The following is a 20,427-nucleotide window of genomic DNA, read 5'->3' as shown; positions in this document are numbered from 1 at the left end:
GCGTAGCTGTCATGATTGGCATCACTCCCCTCCATATCGGTTGTAGACAGTCGGTGGCCAACAAGATCCATTGATTGATGCTGCCAACGGGCAGCCTCGCCACGTTAACGGCTGGTTAATTGGCAAACAAGGGGCGTACCGACGGGCTGTGCGCCCGCTCACAAAGTGCGCATCTGCGCGGCAGACTGGCAGTGAGGTTGATCCGCCCGCTCCCCCTGTTCGTTATTCTCCCTACCCACACGCCACATCCCCCATTAGCCAGGGCTGGAAGCCATCATGCATCGCAAACCCCATCTGCCCGAGAAGATCTGCCCCGTCTGCCAGCGCCCCTTCAGTTGGCGGCGCAAGTGGGCGCGCAGTTGGGAGGAAGTTCGCTACTGCAGCGAGCGTTGTCGCCACGCTCGTCACAGCAGCCAGCAATCTGAGGGGGAGCGAGTCTGATGGAGCTGCGCCTTGTTCTCGGCGATCAGCTGAACGCCGCTCACAGCTGGTTTCGCACCCCGGATCCGGCAATCTGCTATCTGATGGTAGAGGTGCGCCAGGAGACCGACTACTGCCGCCACCATCGCCAGAAGGTGCTGGCCTTCTTTGCCGCCATGCGCGCCTTCGCGGCAGCACTCACCCAAGCGGGCCACCGCGTCTGTTATCTGACTCTTGATGAGAGTGCCCGCTGGCCCGACTTGCCCGGCTTGCTGGAGGCTCAGCTCGAAGCACATCAGGCCAGCCGCTTTGCCTGGCAGAGCCCGGATGAGTGGCGCCTCGCCAGCCAGTTGAAAAGCTGGGCGGTTGGTCTTGCCATCCCTGCTACCGAGGTGGAGAGCGAGCATTTTCTCACCCCCCGCGATGGCTGGCAGCGCTATCCCCACAGCCGGATGGAGTTCTTCTACCGCGCCCTGCGCAAGCAATACCGGGTGCTACTCGATGAGTGCGGCCAACCCCTTGGCGGGCGCTGGAACTTCGATGACGAGAACCGCGCCAAGCTGCCGGAGCGTCAGCCGATCCCGGCCCCCCTCACCTTTGCCAACGAGGTGAGCGAGATTGATGCCATGCTGACCCGCCACGGGGTCAGCACCATCGGCGAGGCGGATGCCAGCAGACTGCCGTGGCCCATCACAAGGCGCCAGAGTCGCGAGCTGCTGGCCCATTTTCTGGCCCATTGCCTGCCTCATTTTGGCCGCTATCAGGATGCCCTGAGCGAGCGCGGCTGGAGCCTGTTTCACAGCCGCCTGTCGTTTTCCCTAAACAGCAAGATGCTTCATCCGCTTGAGGTGATCCGGGCCGCCGAATCCCACTGGCAGGCCAATCAGGCCACCATCACGTTGGCGCAAGTGGAGGGTTTTATCCGCCAGATCCTCGGCTGGCGCGAGTTTGTCCGCGCCCTCTACTGGGAAAAGATGCCCGACTACAAGCAGGCCAATTTTCTCGGGGCCAACCGACCGCTGCCCGGTTTCTTCTGGAGCGGCGAAACCAGGATGGCCTGCGTGCGCCACGCCATAAACCAATCCCTTGAGCACGGTTACGCCCACCATATCCAGCGGCTGATGGTGACCGGCAACTTTGCCCTGCTGGCGGGGCTCGATCCTGACGAGGTGGATCAGTGGTATCTCGGCATCTATGTGGATGCCATCGAGTGGGTCGAGCTGCCCAACACCCGCGGCATGAGCCAGTTTGCCGATGGCGGCCTGATGGGCAGCAAGCCCTACGCCAGCAGCGGCGCCTATCTCGAGCGGATGGGCCACTACTGCAAGGGGTGCCACTATCAGGTGAAAGCGCGCCACAGCGACGGAAGTTGCCCCTTCAACAGCCTCTACTGGCACTTTCTCTGGCGCAATCGGGACAAACTGGGCGGCAATCCCCGCCTCGCCCTCCCCTATGCCAACTGGGATGGCCAAGCCGCAGCGCAGCAGCAGGCCATTCTGGCCACCGCGGAGCACTACCTGATCAAGCTGGAGCAGTTGTAAGCGGGCCATGTTCCTCACAGCATCACAGCGATTTACGCTGGCAATCAGGCTCACCATCGCACCAAACACCAGCTTGTGACAGGCAAGCAGACGGAGATCCCAATCCTGCGCAGAGCGGTTGAATATCCTGTGGCGGCTGATTATGGTGGTGGCCACATCAGGAGATCAGTCAAGGAAAGACGATATGGAGATAGTGGTTCTCGGTGGCGGCGTAATTGGGGTAACCAGCGCCTGGTATCTGGCCAAAGCGGGTCACAAGGTGACCCTGCTGGAGCGACAAGGGGGCGTCGCCCTTGAAACCAGCCATGCCAACGCCGGGCAGATATCCCCGGGTTATGCGGCCCCCTGGGCGGCCCCCGGCATTCCCCTCAAGGCCGCCAAGTGGATGCTGCAAAAGCATGCCCCCTTCACCGTGCGCCCCACTGCCGATCCCTTCCAGCTGCGCTGGATGCTCAGAATGCTCGCCAACTGTACCCCGACCGCCTATGCCACCAACAAGGGGCGCATGGTGCGTCTGGCCGAATACAGCCGCGACTGCATGAAGCTGCTGCGTGACGAGCTGAACATCGATTACGAAGGGCGCCAGCTCGGCACCCTGCAACTGTTTAGAAGCCAGTCCCAGCTCGATGCCAGTCAGCGCGATATCGAGGTGCTGGAGGAGTATGGCGTCCCCTACCAATCCCTTGATGCCAGCGGCTGCGAAGCGGCAGAGCCTGCGCTGGCGCGGGTACGCGGCAAAATCGTCGGCGGCCTGCGCCTGCCCGGCGACGAGACCGGCGACTGCTTCCGCTTCACCAAGGCCCTTGCCCTTGAAGCCGAGAAGCTCGGGGTCAAGTTCGTCTTCAACTGCGACATCGACGAGATTGAGCAAGCCCGTGGCCGCGCCGTGGCGGTGCGGGCGGGCGAGCAGCGCTATCGCGCCGATGCCATCGTCTGCGCGCTCGGCAGTTATGCCACCGGTTTTCTGCGGCCGCTGCTGCGCCCGCTCGGGCTGGAGCTGCCGGTCTATCCGGTCAAGGGCTACTCCCTCACCCTGCCGATGATCAACGCCGAGGCCGCGCCGCGCAGTACAGTGCTCGACGAGACCTACAAGGTGGCCATCACCCGTTTTGACGAGCGGATCCGGGTCGGCGGCATGGCGGAGCTGTCGGGCTACAACCTCGCCTTGAATCCGAGGCGCCACGACACTCTGGCGATGGTGGTCGGCGATCTCTTCCCCGAGGGGGGCGATATCAGCCAAGCCGAGTTTTGGACCGGCCTGCGCCCCATGACGCCGGACGGCACCCCGCTGGTGGGGCCGAGCCCCATTCCCGGTCTCTGGCTCAATACCGGCCACGGCACCCTGGGCTGGACCATGGCAGCCGGTTCGGGTCAGCTTCTGTGCGATCTTATCAACGGCAGCGAGCCCGCCATCAGCGATGAGGGGTTGACCCTGGCCCGTTACGGCTAGACGTCCACACAGTCGGGCTGTTTCACTCGCCAACTGCGCCCCCAGACAACAGCAGAGGACGTTCTCAACCGCTTTATTGACAGGCCACCGCCATAAACGGTGGCCTTTTCGTCTGATGTTGACCTTCTCCCTCCCCGTCTGCCTGAGCGGTAGTCTGGCTGCCGGTTAATGCAGCAAACGGCACAGAATATTGCGCAATTCGACTTGCGCAAGCCGCCACAATCCGTAATGTGGATAGACGCATTTTTCGCAGCGCATATTTTTTAAATGGCCTGTAAACCGCTTGTAAACAGGCGTCGCCAGACAAGGGGTTACGGGTGTCACCGCGAGTTTCTTTAGCAGCAATCCAGGGTAGGACAATATGAAAAAAGTAGGTTTGGTCGGTTGGCGTGGCATGGTGGGATCGGTTCTGATGAGCCGGATGCAGGAAGAGCAGGATTTCGCCCATATTCAACCCACATTCTTCACCACCTCCCAGGCCGGTGAGGCCGCTCCCAACTTCGGCGTCGATGCCGGTACTCTGCAAGATGCCTTCGATATCGAGGCGCTGGCCAAGCAGGATATCATCATCACCGCCCAAGGCGGCGACTACACCAAGGATGTCTATCCGCGCCTGAAAGCCGCCGGCTGGCAGGGTTACTGGATTGACGCCGCCTCCTCCCTGCGGATGGAGAAAGACGCCGTCATCATTCTGGATCCGGTCAACGGCGATGTGATTGAACAGGCCCTGAACGATGGCATCAAGACCTTCGTTGGCGGCAACTGCACCGTCAGCCTGATGCTGCTGGCCCTAGGCGGCCTGTTCAAGGCCGACCTGGTGGAGTGGGTGAGCGTGGCCACCTATCAAGCCGCCTCCGGTGGTGGTGCCCGCCATATGCGCGAGCTGGTCACCCAGATGGGGATGCTGCGTGACGAAGTGGCGGTCGAGCTGGCGGATCCCGCCTCCGCCATCCTCGACATCGAGCGCAAGATCACCGAGAAGACCCGTTCCGGCACCCTGCCGGTTGACAACTTCGGCGTACCGCTGGCCGGTGGCCTTATCCCCTGGATCGACACCAAGCTCGACAACGGCCAGAGCCGTGAAGAGTGGAAGGGTCAGGCCGAGACCAACAAGATTTTGGGTATCGAGAATGCCGTCATTCCGGTGGATGGTCTGTGCGTGCGGATCGGCGCCCTGCGCTGCCACAGCCAGGCCTTCACCATCAAGCTGAAAAAAGATGTGCCGCTGGCGGAGATCGAAGCGCTGCTGGCTGCCCACAACGACTGGGTGAAAGTGATCCCCAACGATCGCGACATCACAGCCCGCGAGCTGACTCCGGCTGCCGTCACCGGCACCCTCTGCATTCCGGTGGGCCGTCTGCGCAAGCTCAATATGGGCCCTGAGTATCTGGCCGCCTTTACCGTAGGTGACCAGCTGCTGTGGGGCGCCGCCGAGCCGCTGCGCCGCATGCTGCGTATCCTGCTGGCGCGCTAACCCGCCACAGAAGCAGATACAACAAGGGCGGGGAGTCACACTCCCCGCCTTTTTTATTGCCTGTTTTCGTGACCCGTTTAGCGGGTTTGCGGCCTTGCCATTACTTGAGCAGAATACGCTGGCAGCCGCTGTAGATCTCGGCCCGCCCGGGACGGCAAAAGCCCACCAGAGTGAGCCCGGTCTGCTCGGCCCGCTCGACCGCAAGCTCGGTGGCAGCGGAGATGGCGAGCAGGATCTCCACTCCGGCGCTGGCACACTTTTGCACCATTTCGAAGCTGGCGCGGCTGGTCACCAGAATGGCACCGTCACGGCGACCTGTGCGGCACAGATGGCCCACCAGCTTGTCCAGCGCAATATGGCGCCCCACATCCTCGCGGATGGCGAGAATATTGCCCTCACCATCCAGATGCACCGCCGCATGGGTGGCGCCGGTGCGCTGGCCCAATAGCTGGAGCGGGCGCAGCGCGGTCAATACCTTGTCAATATGGCCCACCGCCAGACGCTGGCTGTCAGGCAGCCTTGGCTGGGTGCGGATCACCTGATCCAGACTCTCGCTGCCGCAGATGCCGCAACCGGTGCGACCCGCCATGGTGCGCCGCTTCTCTTTAAGGCGATGGACGCAGCGATTGGCCAGGGTGATATACAGCTCAATCCCCTGACAGCCGTCAATCTGCTCGATGTCGTGGATATCGAGCAGGCTGTCGATGATCCCCTCGGATAGCGAAAACCCGATGGCGAAATCCTCCAGATCGGAGGCCGAACACATCATCACGCTGTGAGCGATGCCGTTGTAGACCAGCGCCACCGGCGTCTCAGAGGGGAGCGCCATCTCGCTGTCGCAGGTCAGCGCATCGGCGCGGTAGTGCACCACCTCGCGATGGATGGCGCAGCGGGCCAGTTCGTTCTGCGCCTCCAGCTCAAGTAGCTCTCTCATGGTGCGACCCCGTCAATGATCTCGGGATCCCGGGCCGAAATGCCGAGCCGCTTCATTTTCGAAAGCAAGGTGGTGCGCTTCATCCCGAGGCGGTTGGCCGCCCCCCGCTCGCCAGCGACGATGCCGTTGCAGTCACGCAGGGCAGCGATGATCGCCTCGCGCTCATCGGTCGGCCCCTCCTCGGCAAAGAGCGGCGTGGCGGGCTCGTCATACACCAGGGTCTCAATCTTGTGATAACCCTTGAGTGGCATCAGCTCATCGGGCGAGAGGTTGAGCACATGGCCGCGGGTCATCACCACGGCGCGCTCGATGACGTTCTCCAGCTCGCGGATATTGCCGTACCAGGGGAGTGACACCAGCATTTTCATGGCATCGGCGGGGATCGAGGTGATGGTGCGGCGCATCCGCTTGGCGATCTTCTTGATAAAGAAATTGACCAAGAGCGGAATGTCCTCGCGCCGCTCGCGCAGCGGCGGCAGCTCGATGGGAAATACGTTGAGACGATAGTAGAGGTCGCTGCGAAAGCGCTTGTTCTTGACCATGGAGAGCAAATCGCAGTTGGTGGCGGCCACCAGCCGCACATCCACTGCGATGGGGTTGCTGTTGCCCACCCGCTCCAGCTCGTGCTCCTGCAATACCCGCAAGAGTTTGGGCTGCAAGTCCAGCGGCATATCCCCCACTTCGTCGAGGAACAGGGTGCCCTTGTGGGCCCGCTCGAAGCGGCCGATGCGCTGGGTCAGGGCGCCGGTAAAGGCCCCCTTCTCGTGGCCAAAGAGATCGCTCTCGATAAGGCCGGTGGGAATGGCGGCGCAGTTCACCTTCACCATCTCGTGGTCGTGGCGGGCACTCAGGGCGTGAATGGCCTGGGCGATCAGCTCCTTGCCGGTGCCGGTCTCGCCGAGGATCAGCACGGTACTGTCGCTCTCGGCCACCAGCCGCACCTTCTCCAGCACACTCTCCATCACCGCGCTCTGGTAGATGATGTGGGGGAACTCCCCCTGCATCTGCGGCTCGTTGATGCGAATGGTCTTCTCTTTGGCGCCGTTGGTGTTGGAGATCTCCTGCTGCGCCTGCACGTTGTTCATGGCAATGGCCGTACGTGCCGCCACCTGCTCCAGCAAGGAGATGTCGATATCGGCAAAGAAGTCGGCGTTGGGGTGCGAGAGGATCAGCACCCCCAGCAGATTGCCCCGATAGCGCAGCGGCAAAATGCAGGAGCTGTCGGCATCGGGCGGCAGGATCTGGGAGGTAAAGCGGCAGCGATTGCTGCAGCCGTGGCCGTGTTCGCGATAGACAAAAAACGGCTCGCTATGACCAAGGGCCCCCTGCAGGCACTTCTTTTCAAAACAGGAGTGATCGATGATGCCCGGCTGCTCGCTCTGGTGCTGATTGACCAGATAGCTCTTGAAGCTGTCGGAGGTGGCGTTGTATTCGGCCAGACACAAGCTGCTGATGCCGAAGTGGTGATGCAGGATGGCAAACAGGCTCTTGGGCAGCTCGGCGATGCGCACCAGTTTGATTACCGCGTTGGTCACATCCACCAGAATTTTGCAGCTGTCGCGCTCAAGACGCAGGGAGTTGGCCTGCTCCAGAGTGCGCTCCTTGTCGAGCACGTTCTCCAGCGCAATGGCGATAATGGCCGCCAGCTGGGTCAGTTTGGCCAGGGTCTCCATGGTGAAGCTGTCGAGCTGGGTGTTGATAAACTCGACTCCGCCAAGGTGGCTGCGGGCGGTGGTGATGGGGAGCTGGCAGTAGGAGCGCAGCCCCCCGTAGACCCCTTCGCGATCCAGCGCCGGGCAGCGATTCTCAAAGCGGGCGGCAGCGAGAATGATGGCCTGTTCCGGGGTCTCTTTGGTCGGACGGGGGGAGAGGTGCAGCTCTGCCTTGGGGCAGACCAGATGCTTTGGGCCGGAATGTCCCATGAAGTAGAAGATGGCCTCCTCGTCCGCACCCATGTTGAGGATCAGGTTGACCCGGGTTACGCCGCCGAAGCTGGCATCTATCTTGTTGAGTTTGTGGATAAAATCATCGAGCGTCACGGCCGACAGGAGGGATTTGGAGAGCAGGAGGAAACCGTCGTCCCAGATGGGAGAGATCTCGTCCAGGGGGATGGCACTCACATTTAGCATTGCGGCCTCACGTTATATCGATTTAGTCACCAGTCAGGCTGTCCATGCCATCGCATCACGACAAGCACCCGTCACCAAAATAAATAGCCGCAGCCCGTAAAAGCGGCTGCCAATAAAAAAAGCGGTGACGAAAATTGTCGCATGTTGCAATTCCAGAGTTGTTATTAACGAACGACAACAAAAAGTAACATCGTTATCGGGGGATATATTGGAATGGCGACTCATCATAGATGAGCTCAAATTTCATTACAATCCGATTTAATATATCTGATGGCCATACTTAACCGGTTATTTCATCAGTTCTTGATCTCAATTAAGGCGCCCGAAAAGTGGGCCGCCGTCAACTGTCAGATCTGCCTCTCCTCTTCGCTGGCTGCGGGTTTCAAGATGGCGTTTGCTGCCCATCCATCGGCAATTTACGAGGTGATGATCCGGCTGTGGCAGCACTTCAGGCCACCGAAGATAAAGAGGGCCGACAGGCTCTGGAAGGCCATCAGCAGCCAGCTGGCGTTGTCGGCAAGCTCGGCGGTGACGCTCTGGTGCGTGAGGTAGATCAGCAGGGTGATCACCCCCAGCAGCAGGCCGTTGATCAAGGTGGTGGAGATAAACCCGATCAGCCAGGCACTGGAAATACTCAAAGCAGAAAATACGCTGCTCATGGCAAGCCTTGCTGCCATAAAACAGCCGAAAAAACCGAAGCCGAGCAGAAATATCATCTCGTCGCGCCAAATATAGCAACCTATTCCCAGCAATATCGCCGCCAGATAGGTGCCAATATAGAAAAGTCCGAATAAGCGACCAATTTCATGTTGCATCATTTACTCCCCTTTCTTTGGGTAATAAAAGGGTGCCCGACTCGATAAATCCGAGTCGGGTTCCCTTATTTGTGCAGAACCTCTTTTTTAGGGCGATCAGCCTTTGGCTGCGCTGCGCAATTTCGCCTTGAGCGCGCTGTATTCAGTCTGGACGTACACTTCCGCCTCAGGCTGATTGTCGATGCGCTCGATCTTCACCGCGCAGTACTTGTACTCCGGCGTGTGGGAGACGGGATCGACGTGCTCGATGGTGAGCTCGTTACAGGCCCCGATCCACCACTGGTAGGTCATGTAGACCACCCCGGCGTTGACCCGGTCGTTGTAGTTGGCCCGGGTGATCACCTTGCCACGGCGCGACGAGATCCAGACCAGCGCCTGATCCTTCACCCCGAGCTTTTTGGCATCGCTCGGGTGGATCTGCACATAGCCCGGCTCATCGGCCAGGGTTTGCAGCGCCGAGCAGTTGCCGGTCATGGAGCGGCAGGAGTAGTGACCTACCTCGCGCACGGTGGAGAGCACCAGCGGGTACTCGGCACAGGGCTGCTCCAGCGGCGGCCGCCACTCGGAGGCAATCAGCTGACCCTTGCCGCTCGGGGTGGTGAACACGTTCCCCTCGAACAGAGTGCTGGTGCCCGGGTGCTCCTCGGTCGGGCAAGGCCACTGCACGCTCTTGAGATCGGCCATCTTGTCGTAGCTGACCCCGGCATAGAGCGGGCAGAGCGCGCGCATCTCGTCCCAGATCTCTTCGGTGTCGTGGTACTCCATGGGATAACCCATGGCGGTCGCCATCAAGGAGAAGATGGCCCAGTCCGGTTTCACGTTCTCAGGGGGCGTCACCGCCTTGTAGAAGCGCTGGAAGCCGCGATCCGCCGAGCTGTAGACCCCTTCATGCTCGCCCCAGCTAGTGGCGGGCAGAATGACGTCGGCCATCTCGGCGGTCTGGGTCATGAAGATATCCTGCACGATCACCAGCTCCATCCCCGCCAGAGTGCGGCGGAACTGACCGAGATCTGCCTCGGTCTGGGCCGGATCTTCACCGAAGATGTAGAAGGCCTTGCACTTGCCCTCCTCCACCTTGTGGCCAAGCTCGGTCAGGCGATAGCCGGGTTTCTGGGAGAGCGACGCCACGCCCCACGCCTTGGCGAACTTGGCGCTGATGGCGGGATCGGCCACCGACTGATAACCCGGGAACTGGTGCGGCAGCATCCCCATGTCACAGGTGCCCTGCACGTTGTTTTGACCACGCACCGGCCCGCAACCGGTACCGCGGCGACCGAAGTTGCCGGTCAGCAGCGCCAGACCCGCCAGCCCCTTGACCACGTCCACCGCCTGACCGTACTGGGTCACCCCCATGCCCCACAGGATCATGGAGGCAGGCGACTCGGCATAGGTGCGAATGGCGGCGCGGATATCTGCGGCTTTGAGGCCAGTGATCCCCTCCACATATTCCGGGGTGTACTTGGCCACCGTCGCCTTGAAGGTCTCGAACCCTTCGGTGTAGTTGGCGACAAATGCCTTGTTGTAGAGCCCTTCATTGATCAATACGTTGGCGAAAGCGTTAACCAGCGCCATGTTGGAACCGTTTTTGAGCGGCAGCCACTGATCGGCGATACGAGCGGTCTCCACCATGCGGGGATCACACACAATCACCTTGGCCCCGTTTGCCTTCGCCTTGAGGATATGGCGGGCGACGATGGGGTGAGAGTCAGCAGCGTTGTAACCAAACACCAGCAGGCACTTGGTCTCTTGAATTTCGGGAATGGCGTTGCTCATGGCGCCGTTGCCTACAGTTGTCTCCAGACCGGAGACTGAGGGTGCGTGTCACACCCTCGCGCAGTGGTCGACGTTGTTCGTCCCAATCACCGCACGGGCAAATTTCTGCATCACATAGTTGGCTTCATTGCCCGGGCCACGGGCAGAGCCGGTGGTCATGATGGCGTCCGGGCCATATTTCGCCTTGATGGCAGAGAGACGGCTGCTGGCGAACTCGATCGCCTCATCCCAGGAGACCGCCTCGAACTTGCCACCGCGCTCGCGGCGGATCATCGGGCTCTTGAGACGGGGGGTCAGCAGGTTGGTGTCGTTCAAAAAATCCCAACCGTAATAGCCTTTGAGGCAGAGCTGCCCATCGTTGGTCCGGCCGTTGGCGCCTTCGGCCCCCACCACCTTGTCGTTTTCAACCAGCAGGTTGATTTTGCAACCGGTGCCGCAATAGGGGCACACGGTAATGACTTTTTTCATGACTCACACTCTTGTTTGTTAACGAAAAACGGCTCGGCAAGCCCGCTCACACCCGCGCCGGCATCGCCAGCAGTGCCTCGGCACTGGCCAGCTGCTTCTGCCGGTTCAGGGTTTCAAGATGCTCCGGCGTGACCAGCCGCAGCGCCTGGGTCGGACACACCTCGACACAGGCCGGGCCCGCCTCGCGGTGACGGCAGAGATCGCACTTGAGCGCCTGCGCCTTGGTCTGCGGACGCTTGAACAGCGCATCGGCAGCGGGTGCCACCTCTTTGAGCACCACCGCCATGGCGCCGTAAGGACAGGCCACCACGCAGGACTTGCAGCCGATGCAGCGCTCCTGCAACACCTTGACGCAGCCATCCTCGCTGACGATGGCATTGTTCGGGCAGGCCATGGCGCACGGCTTGTCTTCACACTGGCGGCAGAGCACCGGTGTGGTCACCTTGCTGCCCACGATCACCTTCAGGCGCGGCTGAAAGTAGCTGTCCCTGGAGACCAGATGTCCATCCTCGATGGCAAGATGCAGGCCGCCCTCCCGCTCAAGGGTCCCGCTGCAAGACCCTGACTGGTGTGAAACGGCGCAGGCCACCTCACAGGTACGACACCCAATACAGAGACTGGGATCTGCAATCACGAAGCTGTTCATAGAGAGGGATCCTAAATGGTTCGTTACACCGGGCCGCCCGCCGACAGGCAAAGAGGCGGCCAGCCCCCACAAAGCATTTATCAGACCAAAACGGGCAAATGGCGCGATAAAAAATCACAACCAACTGAAAATAAAGGAGTAATCAGAAAGAGATGCGCGCTGATTGCCACCTCTGACGAGGGTGACGACGGGGTGGGAAGTGTGATCGACACGACAAAAGTGACGAGCTCGACACCGGCTGACCAACCCTACCCCGCGTGATGAACAAGGTATTAAACAACACCATCAGAAAAGATACCGAGGCCGCTAGTTGTTGGGTTTTACTATCGCCTCAGCCCAGCATCACCAATGCCACACAGAACAAAAAAAACGCCACACATTGATAAAATTATTGAGCCAGAGCTGATTTTCAGCACCTGCCACTTCAGTTTCTCATCTGTCTGGCTACTATGAGCCAAATGAAAATCATTGCTGGGAAGGTTACACGCATAATTCTATCTAATCTCTATTAAAAAATACTTTTAAATTAACAGCTATATCTAATACATAGTTAAAATATTAATTAGAAATTTTATACACATAAAGCGATAATGGAGTTAAGTAATGGATTTAATTTTAATTTCTGAAAAATCATATAAACAATATCATCCAAATTTTGTCATTGCTGGTAGAGAAGACTTATCCGCCCCAAAAAAAGATAATTACAAAAAAGCAGCAACTGCTGCAGCTGTAACATCGGGAATAGCCTCAACTGTTGCAGGCGGTGCAGCAAGTGGAGCGACACTTACTACGCTGGGTTTATTAGGTTCCATCCCATTTTTCACACCGGTAAGTATGTTAGCAGGTGCCTCATTAGCAATACCAACCATATATAAACTACTTACATCAAAAGAAGATTCTGAATCAGTAAGCCAAGATAGCATAAACGAACTAAATGAATATATTTCCCGCCACTCTCTTACAAAAAATGAAGCCTTAGAGAAAGGCTTTAAATTCCCTCCTGGACATCCGAAGGTTGGGGGGACTTACGTACCTCATCCTTTATCTGGTTACCCAAACTCATCCAAGAAAGATCTCTACATACCAGAGCATGTTTTTGATGATATCTTGTTTGAAGAAAGAGAAGCCGAATTACTAACGCTGCTTGTAAAGTTAGGCGCTACTGAAGTCGAGATATCAAAAAATGTTAATTCAGTTTTCGTTGATCAAAAAAATATCAACATTGGCGCTAATGCTGGAGGCATTGGTAACACCTCTTTTTCTGGTGAGAAAAAGATAGAAAAAGAAAATGGTGAGAATGATACAAGAACTTTTTTATTAAAGGGTAAACCATGGGACAGTGAATCAAAAATAGACAGAAGTGAGTTTGCATGGTTAAATTTCGAGCCCTCATGGAATGCATTAATTACAGCGCGAGAAATCGGTGGTTGCACTTGTGCTAGCTTAGAGATAAAGGAAGCTTCAAAATACATATCAAACAAAAACATATCTATGCAATTACAAGCTGGCATTTATTCTGCTAATGGAGCTGGAGGTTTATCAATGCGAGATTTGCAGGAAACATCATACTCTGTAAAGGTAAAATTTTCTTAGATTATAAAATAGGATGCAATAAGCGCAGCGCATTGCACCTCTTGCTTCTTTCAATATTTGGTGCAATTCACTTCGTTCATTGCACCCTACAATTACATTTTAATGGAGTAATATTTAATGAATATAAAAATCCATAATGAACATAAAGATGAAATATTCAATTTACTTGTTGATAACCTTAGACAATTTAACTTTGATAACATGGGTGAGGAACGTTCCCAACCTCTAATTGTTGCCATTCATGATGATAATGACGAAGTTGTCGGTGGCATTGCCGGACGTACTATTTATCATCAACTGTTGATCGAAGTACTTTGGGTACACGATGACAAACGAGGTCAGGGGCTTGGCATTCAATTAATGGAGATTGCTGAACGTGAGGCAAAAAAAAGGGGATGTATTGCTGCTCAAGTCGACACCCTCTCATTTCAGGCACCCAAATTTTATGAAAAAATGGGATTTAAAATAGTCGGTAAAGTGAGCGGCGTTAAAAATAGTCCTGACCGCTACTTTTTATTGAAGCACTATCATGGAGAGTAATAATTACCGTAGGGTGCAATAAGCGCAGCGCATTGCACCTCTATCGTTGGTGTTTATAATTGGTGCAATTCACTTCGTTCATTGCACCCTACGACTGTTAAGTTTGCTGGTAATGCTTTGCCAGCCCCTTAGGAGCACATTAAATTTATGGAGGATAAATGACATATCGGGAACTACTTGAGCAAGCAGTACATAGCAGCGCTGTTATTCATCAACCACATGCACTGAAAGCCTATTTATCGGCTCACTTTCTTGCTGCACATCTTGGGCAACCGGAAGCCTTGTGGCAACAAACAGCCAAATTGATTGCCAAGGATGGGTTGCTGGTTTCAACGGTACTTACCTATAGTGTGCAGCCTGTCGCTTTCTCCGATTTACGCAGACATCGTATTCTGGCACGTGGTATCTATCCCGCTGCCTACCAAGCTATTTCCCAATGGCATGCCGAGTACGGCTTTCACGATATCTTTAAATTCTATATTGCCAAGGCAGCCAATAAGCCCGAATATTTATCCCATAACGTCACCATTTTGCTTGCGCTTAACGAGGTATACAACGCCCTTCCTCCCGAGTGGGTACCTGCATTTTTAAATCGGGTCACGGAGTTTGTCACTGCTACCTTCCCTAATGAAGAAAATAGAGAATGCTGTGAGGTGATCACAACCGGACAGCCGGCAACATTAGAGGATGTATTGCATTCCTGTTTGCAGCAGCCCGGCTTTTTTGGCCATAACCTGATCACCCTGGCTTGGATAGTTCGCTGCAAAACATCGTTATCTGATGCTCAATATAATGCCATGCTAAGCAACCTCTATTTACAAGCCGTCGAGCCCCTTGAAGACCCTGATGACGAACTGGATTTAAACTTGTGGAACTCCTGCGCCACTCATCACGAGTCTGATGGCTTTATTGAACAAATACGAGCATTGGTTTTTGATAGTAGCTTTAATCTCCACCAGATTACCTTGGCTGACGCCCTCTGCTTCTTGCAGCAGCAATATCCTGAGCATACGAATGAATTAACAAGGGTGGCCAAGTATCACACCAAAAAATGTGCTGGAATGAGTTCATAAAAATATCACTGTAGGGTGCAATAAGCGCAGCGCATTGCACCTCTTACCTCTTTTAATACTTGGTGCAATTCACTTCGTTCATTGCACCCTACATTTTCCCCGCCCAAATAAAGACTCCATTGCTCCCCCCCCTCCCCTTTGCCATCCTGCCAGCAATTAATTAGCGATTACTTTATCGTCTATTTATTATCCGTTTTGGAAAAAAATTTTAGCCAAACCACTTCGCTAGATAAAACAATCAGTTGCCCGCTTTCCCGCCATATATTTCAATCGCCGGATAATTAACTCTCTTACTCAAATTGAACTTTTGATTATTTATAACTGAGCATAGTCCCGCAGAGTGTGTGTCATTATAAGCTTAATGACAGATGAACAGACTGTGTTCCATGACAAGCAGATCACTATTCCGTTAGCGCCCTTTCCCATCGCAATCCATTAATTCTCTCCCGATTAAATATCACGACTCTCTTGGTAGGTCGGGCAGCTGTGCGTTGGCAAACGTGTAAACATCAAACTGACAAGATGAACTCATGAACTGTGATAAACAACAAGCCATGTCCGGCGTCATGCTGGCGGCGATTGGCGTAGTCTATGGCGATATCGGCACCAGCCCGCTCTATACCTTGCGCGAGTGCCTGTCAGGTCAATTCGGGTTCGGCGTCGAGCCGGCCTCCATTCTCGGCTTTCTCTCGCTGATCTTCTGGCTGCTGATCCTGGTGGTGTCGGTCAAGTACCTCTCCTTTGTCATGCGGGCCGACAACGCCGGCGAGGGTGGCATTCTCACCCTGATGTCGCTGGCGACCCGCAACGCCTCCACCCGCTGGACGCCACTGCTGATCATCCTCGGCCTGATTGGCGGCAGCTTCTTCTATGGCGAGGTGGTGATCACCCCGGCGATGTCGGTGATGTCGGCCATCGAGGGTCTGAGCATTCTCACCCCTGCCCTCGACCCCTATATCGTCACCCTCTCGGTGCTGGTGCTGACCCTGCTGTTCGCCATCCAGAAACATGGCACCGCCATGGTGGGCAAGCTGTTTGCCCCCATCATGCTGATCTGGTTTATGACGCTGGCGGTGCTGGGGCTGCGCGGCATCATCCACAACCCCGAGGTGCTGGGTGCGCTCAACCCCATCTGGGCGGTGCGCTTCTTTATCCAGTACCAGACCACCTCCCTCTTTGCCCTCGGCGCCGTGGTGCTGGCCATCACCGGGGTGGAGGCGCTCTACGCGGATATGGGCCACTTTGGCAAAAATCCAATTCGCCTCGCCTGGTTTATCGTGGTGCTGCCCTCGCTGGTGCTCAACTACTTCGGTCAGGGTGCGCTGCTGCTAAGCAACCCCGCCGCCATTGCCAACCCCTTCTTCCTGCTCGCGCCGAAATGGGCGCTGGTGCCGCTGCTGCTCTTGGCAACCATGGCGACGGTGATCGCCTCACAGGCGGTGATCTCCGGGGTCTTCTCCCTGACCCGGCAGGCGGTGCGGCTCGGTTATCTCTCCCCCATTCGCATCGTTCATACCTCCGAACAGGAGTCCGGCCAGATCTATATTCCGGTCATCAACTGGATGCTCTATATCTCGGTGGTGATCGTCATCATGAGCTTCGAGCACTCCAGCAATCTGGCGGCGGCCTACGGCATCGCCGTGACCGGCACCATGGTGCTCACCTCCATCCTCTCCTGCTCGGTGGCCAAGAACAGCTGGCACTGGAACAAGTATCTGGTGGCCATCCTGTTTGCTGCGCTGCTCTGTATCGACGTGCCGCTCTTTGCCGCCAACCTCGCCAAGATCTTCTCCGGCGGCTGGCTGCCGCTCACTCTGGGCGCGGTGATGTTCACCGTGATGACCAGCTGGAAGAGCGAGCGTTTCCAGCTTATTCGCCGCCTGAACGAGCACGGCAACTCCCTTGAGCCGATGATCGCCTCGCTGGAGAAATCCCCGCCGACCCGGGTAGCCGGCACTGCCGTCTATATGTCGCGAGTGGTCAATGTGATCCCTCATGCGCTGCTCCATAACCTCAAGCACAACAAGGTGCTGCACGAGCGGATCATCCTGCTCACCCTGCGGGTGGAGGATGTCCCCTACGTCCACAACGTGCGCCGGGTCTGCATCGAGCAGCTCTCCCCCACCTTCTGGCGGGTGGTGGCGAGCTACGGCTGGCGCGAGACCCCGAACGTGGAGGAGATCTTCCACCGCTGCAACGCCGAGGGGCTGAGCTGCCGGATGATGGAGACCTCGTTCTTTATGGCCCACGAGTCGCTCATCATGAAAGACCGCCCCTGGTATCTCTATCTGCGCGGCAAGCTCTTTATGCTGCTGCAACGCAACGCCCTGCGTGCGCCGGATCAGTTCGAGATCCCGCCCAACCGGGTCATCGAGCTGGGATCGCAGGTGGATATCTGATGGCGGGTTGATGGCCTTTAATGGCATTGAAAACCTCAGCAAATAGAGAGGGAGGCATTGGCCTCCCTCTTCTTTTCCGTTAACCCCGATTACCGCCCCCTCATCCCCAGCCCTTCTCCCGCAAGGGGAGAAGGGAGCAAACCACGGCAAATCGAACCAGCTCATTTCCCCTCACACAACAGCCGTAGGGTGCAACAAGCGCAGCGCCGTGCACCGCGACCATATGGCTGACTTTCCCCCTCATCCCCAGCCCTTCTCCCGCGAGGGAAGAAGGGGGCACACCACGGCGACCATATGTTGCCAACGGTGCAATTCACTTCGTTCATTGCACCCTACTCCTTCCCACCGATGCCCTAAGCGCAGACGAATCACCCTTTCGTCCCTTGTCACGACCCCGCATTCAGCCGTGTCGATACCGTTTTTCGGGGGTGACGAACCCTCTTGGGGGCTTCGTCACAAGTGACGAACGTCACAGTTCGACAGCCACACTCGTCCTTTCCCCCCCCAACCACACCAAGACTTTTATTCATTTAAAAACAACAACTTAAGGCCTATTTATCTGTAATGACCATTCTGGCCCGTATCTTGCCAACCTGCCCCTACTTTCTCCGTTCGCGACACGACAAGGTAGGCTATGAACCGCTTCGTTATCGCTGACCCCAAGCTTTGTATCGGCTGTGGCACCTGTATGGCGGCCTGCAGCGAGGTACACAAGGCGCAAGGTTTGCAGCAAGCCCCCCGTTTAACCGTTATGCGACACGAGCAGGCGACCATGCCGGTTCAGTGCCGTCACTGTGACGATGCCCCCTGCATCAAGGTGTGCCCGGTCGAGGCAATTCGCCAGACCGGTGATTGCGTGCAACTCAACGAGTCCCTCTGCATCGGCTGCAATCTCTGCGCCGTGGCTTGCCCCTTTGGCGCTATCCAGAGCGGCGGCAGCCGTCCGGTGGCCGTGGCCACCAGTTACGACACCTATATCCCCTGCTCCATCCGCTCCAGCAACCCCTCAACTTCCGCAGGCCTGCGCTGCTTTGGCGAGGATCTGCTGAGCTGGGAGCCGGGCGTGCGCAGCATCGCGGTCAAGTGTGACCTGTGCGAGTTTCGCGCCGACGGCCCGGCCTGTGTCGGTGCCTGCCCCTCCCAGGCACTGAAGCTGGTCAATGACGGCGACACCGAACGCGCCGCCCGTATCCGTCGCCAGCAAGCGGCCGACACCAACCCGCAAGGGGCCTCTGCCTTCTCGGCGCCCGCCACGGCGCTCCCTGCATCCGATTTACCCGCCACAGAGGGAGTTCGCTGATGTTGTCCCCCCTTGTAATGGCTACGCTCCTGCTCTTTTTGCTGGGCGCTGCCGCCGGTTTGCTCCTGCAAAAGCTGCCCGCACTGGCCAACCGTCTCAATAGCGGTTTTGCCCTGCTGGGGTCACTCGCGGGTCTGGTCGCCGCCATCCAGATCTTTGCCCAAGGCGCCCCCGTCGACGGCCAACTCTGGCTGCTGGGCTCGGTTCACCTCGATATGCTCTCCGCGCTGATGCTGCTGGTGATTAGCACCGTCGGCGTCGCCGTCGCCCTCTACTCTTTTGCCTATATCCGCGAATATCAGGGCAAAGGGGATGTGGCCATCGGCGCGCTGATGAACCTCTTCCTCTTTGCCATGGTGGGCATGGTGCTGGCCGACAACGCACTCGGTTTCTTGCTCTGCTACGAGCTGGTGACCCTCACCACCTACTGGCTGGTCAAGACCAACCCCGAGGCCGCCAAACAGAGCCGGCTTTACTTGGTGATGAACCATATCGGCATGGCACTGGTGCTGATCGCCTTCTGGCTGCTCTGCCGCGAAAGCGGCTCGCTGGAGTTCGCCGCGCTGCGCGAGCACCATCTGGCGGGCGGATTGGCCTCCCTGGTGTTCCTGCTCAGCTTCTGCGGCTTTGGCCTGCGCGCCGGTTTCGTGCCGCTGCACGGCTGGCTGCCGGTGGCCGAGCCCGTTGCGCCGTCCCATATCTCGGCGCTGATGTCCGGCGTCATGGTGAAGCTGGGTCTCTTTGGCATTTTGCGGGTCTGCATCGATTTTCTCGGCGCCAGCCAGCTCTGGTGGGGCTATGTGGTGCTGATCTTCGGCGCCTGCTCGGCAGTGCTCGGGGTGCTGTTTGCGCTGGCCGAGCACGACCTCAAGCGGCTGCTCGCCTACCACACGGTGGAGAACATCGGCATCATCCTGATGGGGATGGGGATCGGCATGATCGGCATCGCCAACCAGCAACCGGCGCTGGTGGTGCTGGGGCTGCTCGGCGCCCTCTATCACCTGCTCAACCATGCCATCTTCAAGAGCCTGCTCTTTATGGGCACCGGCTCTGTGATGTTCCGCCTGCACACCCGGGATATGGACAAGATGGGGGGGCTGGCCAAACTGATGCCCTGGACCGCGCTGGCGTTCCTCATCGGCGCCATGGCCATCTCGGCGCTGCCGCCGCTCAACGGCTTTGTCAGCGAGTGGTTTATCTATCAGTCGCTGCTCTCCATGACCAAACTCGGCACCTCTGTCGTCGCGCCGCTCGCGGTAGTGATGCTGGCGGTGACCGGCGCCATGGCGGTGATGTGTTTCGTCAAGGTGTACGGCATCTGCTTCTGCGGCGCCCCGCGCAGCGAGAAAGCGAGCCACGCCCGCGAAGTGCCGGGGGCCATGGTGGCAGGCACCCTGCTGCTGGCCGCGGTCTGTCTGGTGCTGGGTCTGGGCGCCCCCTGGATTGCCCCCCATATCGCCAGCTATGGCCAGGACTTGGTCAACAGCCAGATGAGTGTCGCCACCGGCGCCACCCTGCTGCCACTCGATAGCAGCCAGGCGATCCTCTCCCCACCCGTTATCGCCATCACCTTGCTGGGTCTGTTCCTCATCCCGTTGCTGGTACTGGCCATCTTCAAGGGCCCCAAGCTGGGTCGTCGTCACGCTGGCACCCCGTGGGCCTGTGGTTACGCCTATGAGGAGCGCATGAGCCTCACCTCTGGCGGTGTCACCCACACCTTGCGCCAACTCTGCGCGCCACTCTATCGCAAGCAGCCGCAGCTCGATCTGGCCAGCGCCCTGCACGGGGTGAGCGATACCAGCGGGACAACCGGCTGGTTGCTGCACGGTGTTGTGCTGGCGCTCTTTATCCTGATGGCTGTAGGAGTCTGAT

At 57.6% G+C, this 20,427-nt stretch carries 16 protein-coding genes; 11 read left to right on the top strand and 5 right to left on the bottom strand.

Annotated features, from left to right (window positions below; translation table 11 throughout):
* Positions 1–276 precede the first annotated feature (276 nt).
* The 4 genes from AB5Y99_RS08765 to asd all read left to right on the top strand — a co-directional run bounded on the left by AB5Y99_RS08765 (position 277) and on the right by asd (position 4,885).
* Positions 277–441 carry a DUF2256 domain-containing protein gene (locus AB5Y99_RS08765; RefSeq protein WP_368209437.1) on the top strand — a complete coding sequence of 55 codons (165 nt, stop codon included), beginning with the start codon at positions 277–279 and terminating at the stop codon, positions 439–441.
* Complete coding sequence (locus tag AB5Y99_RS08760; protein WP_368209435.1) at positions 441–1,961, top strand: cryptochrome/photolyase family protein; 1,521 nt, start codon at positions 441–443, stop codon at positions 1,959–1,961. The genes AB5Y99_RS08765 and AB5Y99_RS08760 overlap by 1 nt, the downstream gene beginning before the upstream one ends.
* Positions 1,962–2,103: 142 nt before the next feature.
* Positions 2,104–3,411 carry a D-amino acid dehydrogenase gene (locus AB5Y99_RS08755; protein ID WP_323905635.1) on the top strand — a complete coding sequence of 436 codons (1,308 nt, stop codon included), beginning with the start codon at positions 2,104–2,106 and terminating at the stop codon, positions 3,409–3,411.
* A 361-nt stretch (positions 3,412–3,772) separates the two neighbouring features.
* Entirely contained in the window at positions 3,773–4,885 is a 1,113-nt protein-coding gene (gene asd, locus AB5Y99_RS08750; RefSeq protein ID WP_201991533.1) for an aspartate-semialdehyde dehydrogenase, read from the top strand.
* A 100-nt stretch (positions 4,886–4,985) separates the two neighbouring features.
* Here the strand turns inward: asd and fdhD are convergent, their stop codons facing one another.
* The 5 genes from fdhD to AB5Y99_RS08725 form a co-directional block, all read right to left on the bottom strand.
* Complete coding sequence (fdhD, locus tag AB5Y99_RS08745) at positions 4,986–5,819, bottom strand: formate dehydrogenase accessory sulfurtransferase FdhD (RefSeq protein WP_368209434.1); 834 nt, start codon at positions 5,817–5,819, stop codon at positions 4,986–4,988.
* Complete coding sequence (locus AB5Y99_RS08740) at positions 5,816–7,948, bottom strand: sigma 54-interacting transcriptional regulator (protein ID WP_368209432.1); 2,133 nt, start codon at positions 7,946–7,948, stop codon at positions 5,816–5,818. The genes fdhD and AB5Y99_RS08740 overlap by 4 nt, the downstream gene beginning before the upstream one ends.
* Positions 7,949–8,364: 416 nt before the next feature.
* Entirely contained in the window at positions 8,365–8,607 is a 243-nt protein-coding gene (locus AB5Y99_RS08735) for a hypothetical protein (protein ID WP_234784138.1), read from the bottom strand.
* 252 nt (positions 8,608–8,859) lie between these two features.
* Positions 8,860–11,004, bottom strand: a complete 2,145-nt coding sequence (gene fdhF, locus AB5Y99_RS08730; protein WP_368209431.1) for a formate dehydrogenase subunit alpha — start codon at positions 11,002–11,004, stop codon at positions 8,860–8,862.
* 46 nt (positions 11,005–11,050) lie between these two features.
* On the bottom strand, positions 11,051–11,650 hold the full coding sequence (locus tag AB5Y99_RS08725; RefSeq protein WP_335855330.1) for a 4Fe-4S dicluster domain-containing protein: 600 nt from the start codon (positions 11,648–11,650) through the stop codon (positions 11,051–11,053).
* Between the two features lie 15 nt (positions 11,651–11,665).
* Between AB5Y99_RS08725 and AB5Y99_RS08720 the strand changes: the two genes are divergently transcribed.
* From AB5Y99_RS08720 to hyfB, 7 genes are all read left to right on the top strand, one after another.
* Complete coding sequence (locus tag AB5Y99_RS08720; RefSeq protein ID WP_368209430.1) at positions 11,666–11,911, top strand: hypothetical protein; 246 nt, start codon at positions 11,666–11,668, stop codon at positions 11,909–11,911.
* A 342-nt stretch (positions 11,912–12,253) separates the two neighbouring features.
* A complete protein-coding gene (locus AB5Y99_RS08715; protein WP_368209429.1) occupies positions 12,254–13,243 on the top strand; it encodes a hypothetical protein in 990 nt (329 codons plus the stop codon).
* Positions 13,244–13,360: 117 nt separating this feature from the next.
* Positions 13,361–13,783: a GNAT family N-acetyltransferase gene (locus tag AB5Y99_RS08710; RefSeq protein WP_368209428.1), complete on the top strand. Its 423-nt coding sequence runs from the start codon at positions 13,361–13,363 to the stop codon at positions 13,781–13,783.
* A 158-nt stretch (positions 13,784–13,941) separates the two neighbouring features.
* Complete coding sequence (locus tag AB5Y99_RS08705; protein ID WP_368209427.1) at positions 13,942–14,856, top strand: hypothetical protein; 915 nt, start codon at positions 13,942–13,944, stop codon at positions 14,854–14,856.
* A gap of 530 nt (positions 14,857–15,386) precedes the next feature.
* Positions 15,387–17,255 carry a low affinity potassium transporter Kup gene (gene kup / locus AB5Y99_RS08700; protein WP_368209426.1) on the top strand — a complete coding sequence of 623 codons (1,869 nt, stop codon included), beginning with the start codon at positions 15,387–15,389 and terminating at the stop codon, positions 17,253–17,255.
* A gap of 634 nt (positions 17,256–17,889) precedes the next feature.
* Positions 17,890–18,555, top strand: coding sequence for a 4Fe-4S dicluster domain-containing protein (locus tag AB5Y99_RS08695; protein WP_368209425.1), 666 nt, complete (start codon positions 17,890–17,892; stop codon positions 18,553–18,555).
* Entirely contained in the window at positions 18,555–20,426 is a 1,872-nt protein-coding gene (gene hyfB, locus AB5Y99_RS08690; RefSeq protein ID WP_368209423.1) for a hydrogenase 4 subunit B, read from the top strand. The genes AB5Y99_RS08695 and hyfB overlap by 1 nt, the downstream gene beginning before the upstream one ends.
* The last annotated feature ends 1 nt before the right edge of the window (position 20,427 follow it).

This window comes from Aeromonas sp. R4-2, from assembly GCF_040908295.1.
GTDB lineage: Bacteria > Pseudomonadota > Gammaproteobacteria > Enterobacterales > Aeromonadaceae > Aeromonas > Aeromonas veronii.
The sequence above is the reverse complement of the archived record's forward strand: the minus strand, read 5'-3'. Positions and strand labels throughout refer to the sequence as shown.

Coding starts and splice junctions, on each gene's coding strand:
- AB5Y99_RS08765 (WP_368209437.1), top strand. CDS start 277: ATGCATCGCAAACCCCATCTGCCCGAGAAGATCTGCCCCGTCTGCCAG.
- AB5Y99_RS08760 (WP_368209435.1), top strand. CDS start 441: ATGGAGCTGCGCCTTGTTCTCGGCGATCAGCTGAACGCCGCTCACAGC.
- AB5Y99_RS08755 (WP_323905635.1), top strand. CDS start 2,104: ATGGTGGTGGCCACATCAGGAGATCAGTCAAGGAAAGACGATATGGAG.
- asd (WP_201991533.1), top strand. CDS start 3,773: ATGAAAAAAGTAGGTTTGGTCGGTTGGCGTGGCATGGTGGGATCGGTT.
- fdhD (WP_368209434.1), bottom strand. CDS start 5,819: ATGAGAGAGCTACTTGAGCTGGAGGCGCAGAACGAACTGGCCCGCTGC.
- AB5Y99_RS08740 (WP_368209432.1), bottom strand. CDS start 7,948: ATGCTAAATGTGAGTGCCATCCCCCTGGACGAGATCTCTCCCATCTGG.
- AB5Y99_RS08735 (WP_234784138.1), bottom strand. CDS start 8,607: ATGAGCAGCGTATTTTCTGCTTTGAGTATTTCCAGTGCCTGGCTGATC.
- AB5Y99_RS08725 (WP_335855330.1), bottom strand. CDS start 11,650: ATGAACAGCTTCGTGATTGCAGATCCCAGTCTCTGTATTGGGTGTCGT.
- AB5Y99_RS08720 (WP_368209430.1), top strand. CDS start 11,666: ATGGTTCGTTACACCGGGCCGCCCGCCGACAGGCAAAGAGGCGGCCAG.
- AB5Y99_RS08715 (WP_368209429.1), top strand. CDS start 12,254: ATGGATTTAATTTTAATTTCTGAAAAATCATATAAACAATATCATCCA.
- AB5Y99_RS08710 (WP_368209428.1), top strand. CDS start 13,361: ATGAATATAAAAATCCATAATGAACATAAAGATGAAATATTCAATTTA.
- AB5Y99_RS08705 (WP_368209427.1), top strand. CDS start 13,942: ATGACATATCGGGAACTACTTGAGCAAGCAGTACATAGCAGCGCTGTT.
- kup (WP_368209426.1), top strand. CDS start 15,387: ATGAACTGTGATAAACAACAAGCCATGTCCGGCGTCATGCTGGCGGCG.
- AB5Y99_RS08695 (WP_368209425.1), top strand. CDS start 17,890: ATGAACCGCTTCGTTATCGCTGACCCCAAGCTTTGTATCGGCTGTGGC.
- hyfB (WP_368209423.1), top strand. CDS start 18,555: ATGTTGTCCCCCCTTGTAATGGCTACGCTCCTGCTCTTTTTGCTGGGC.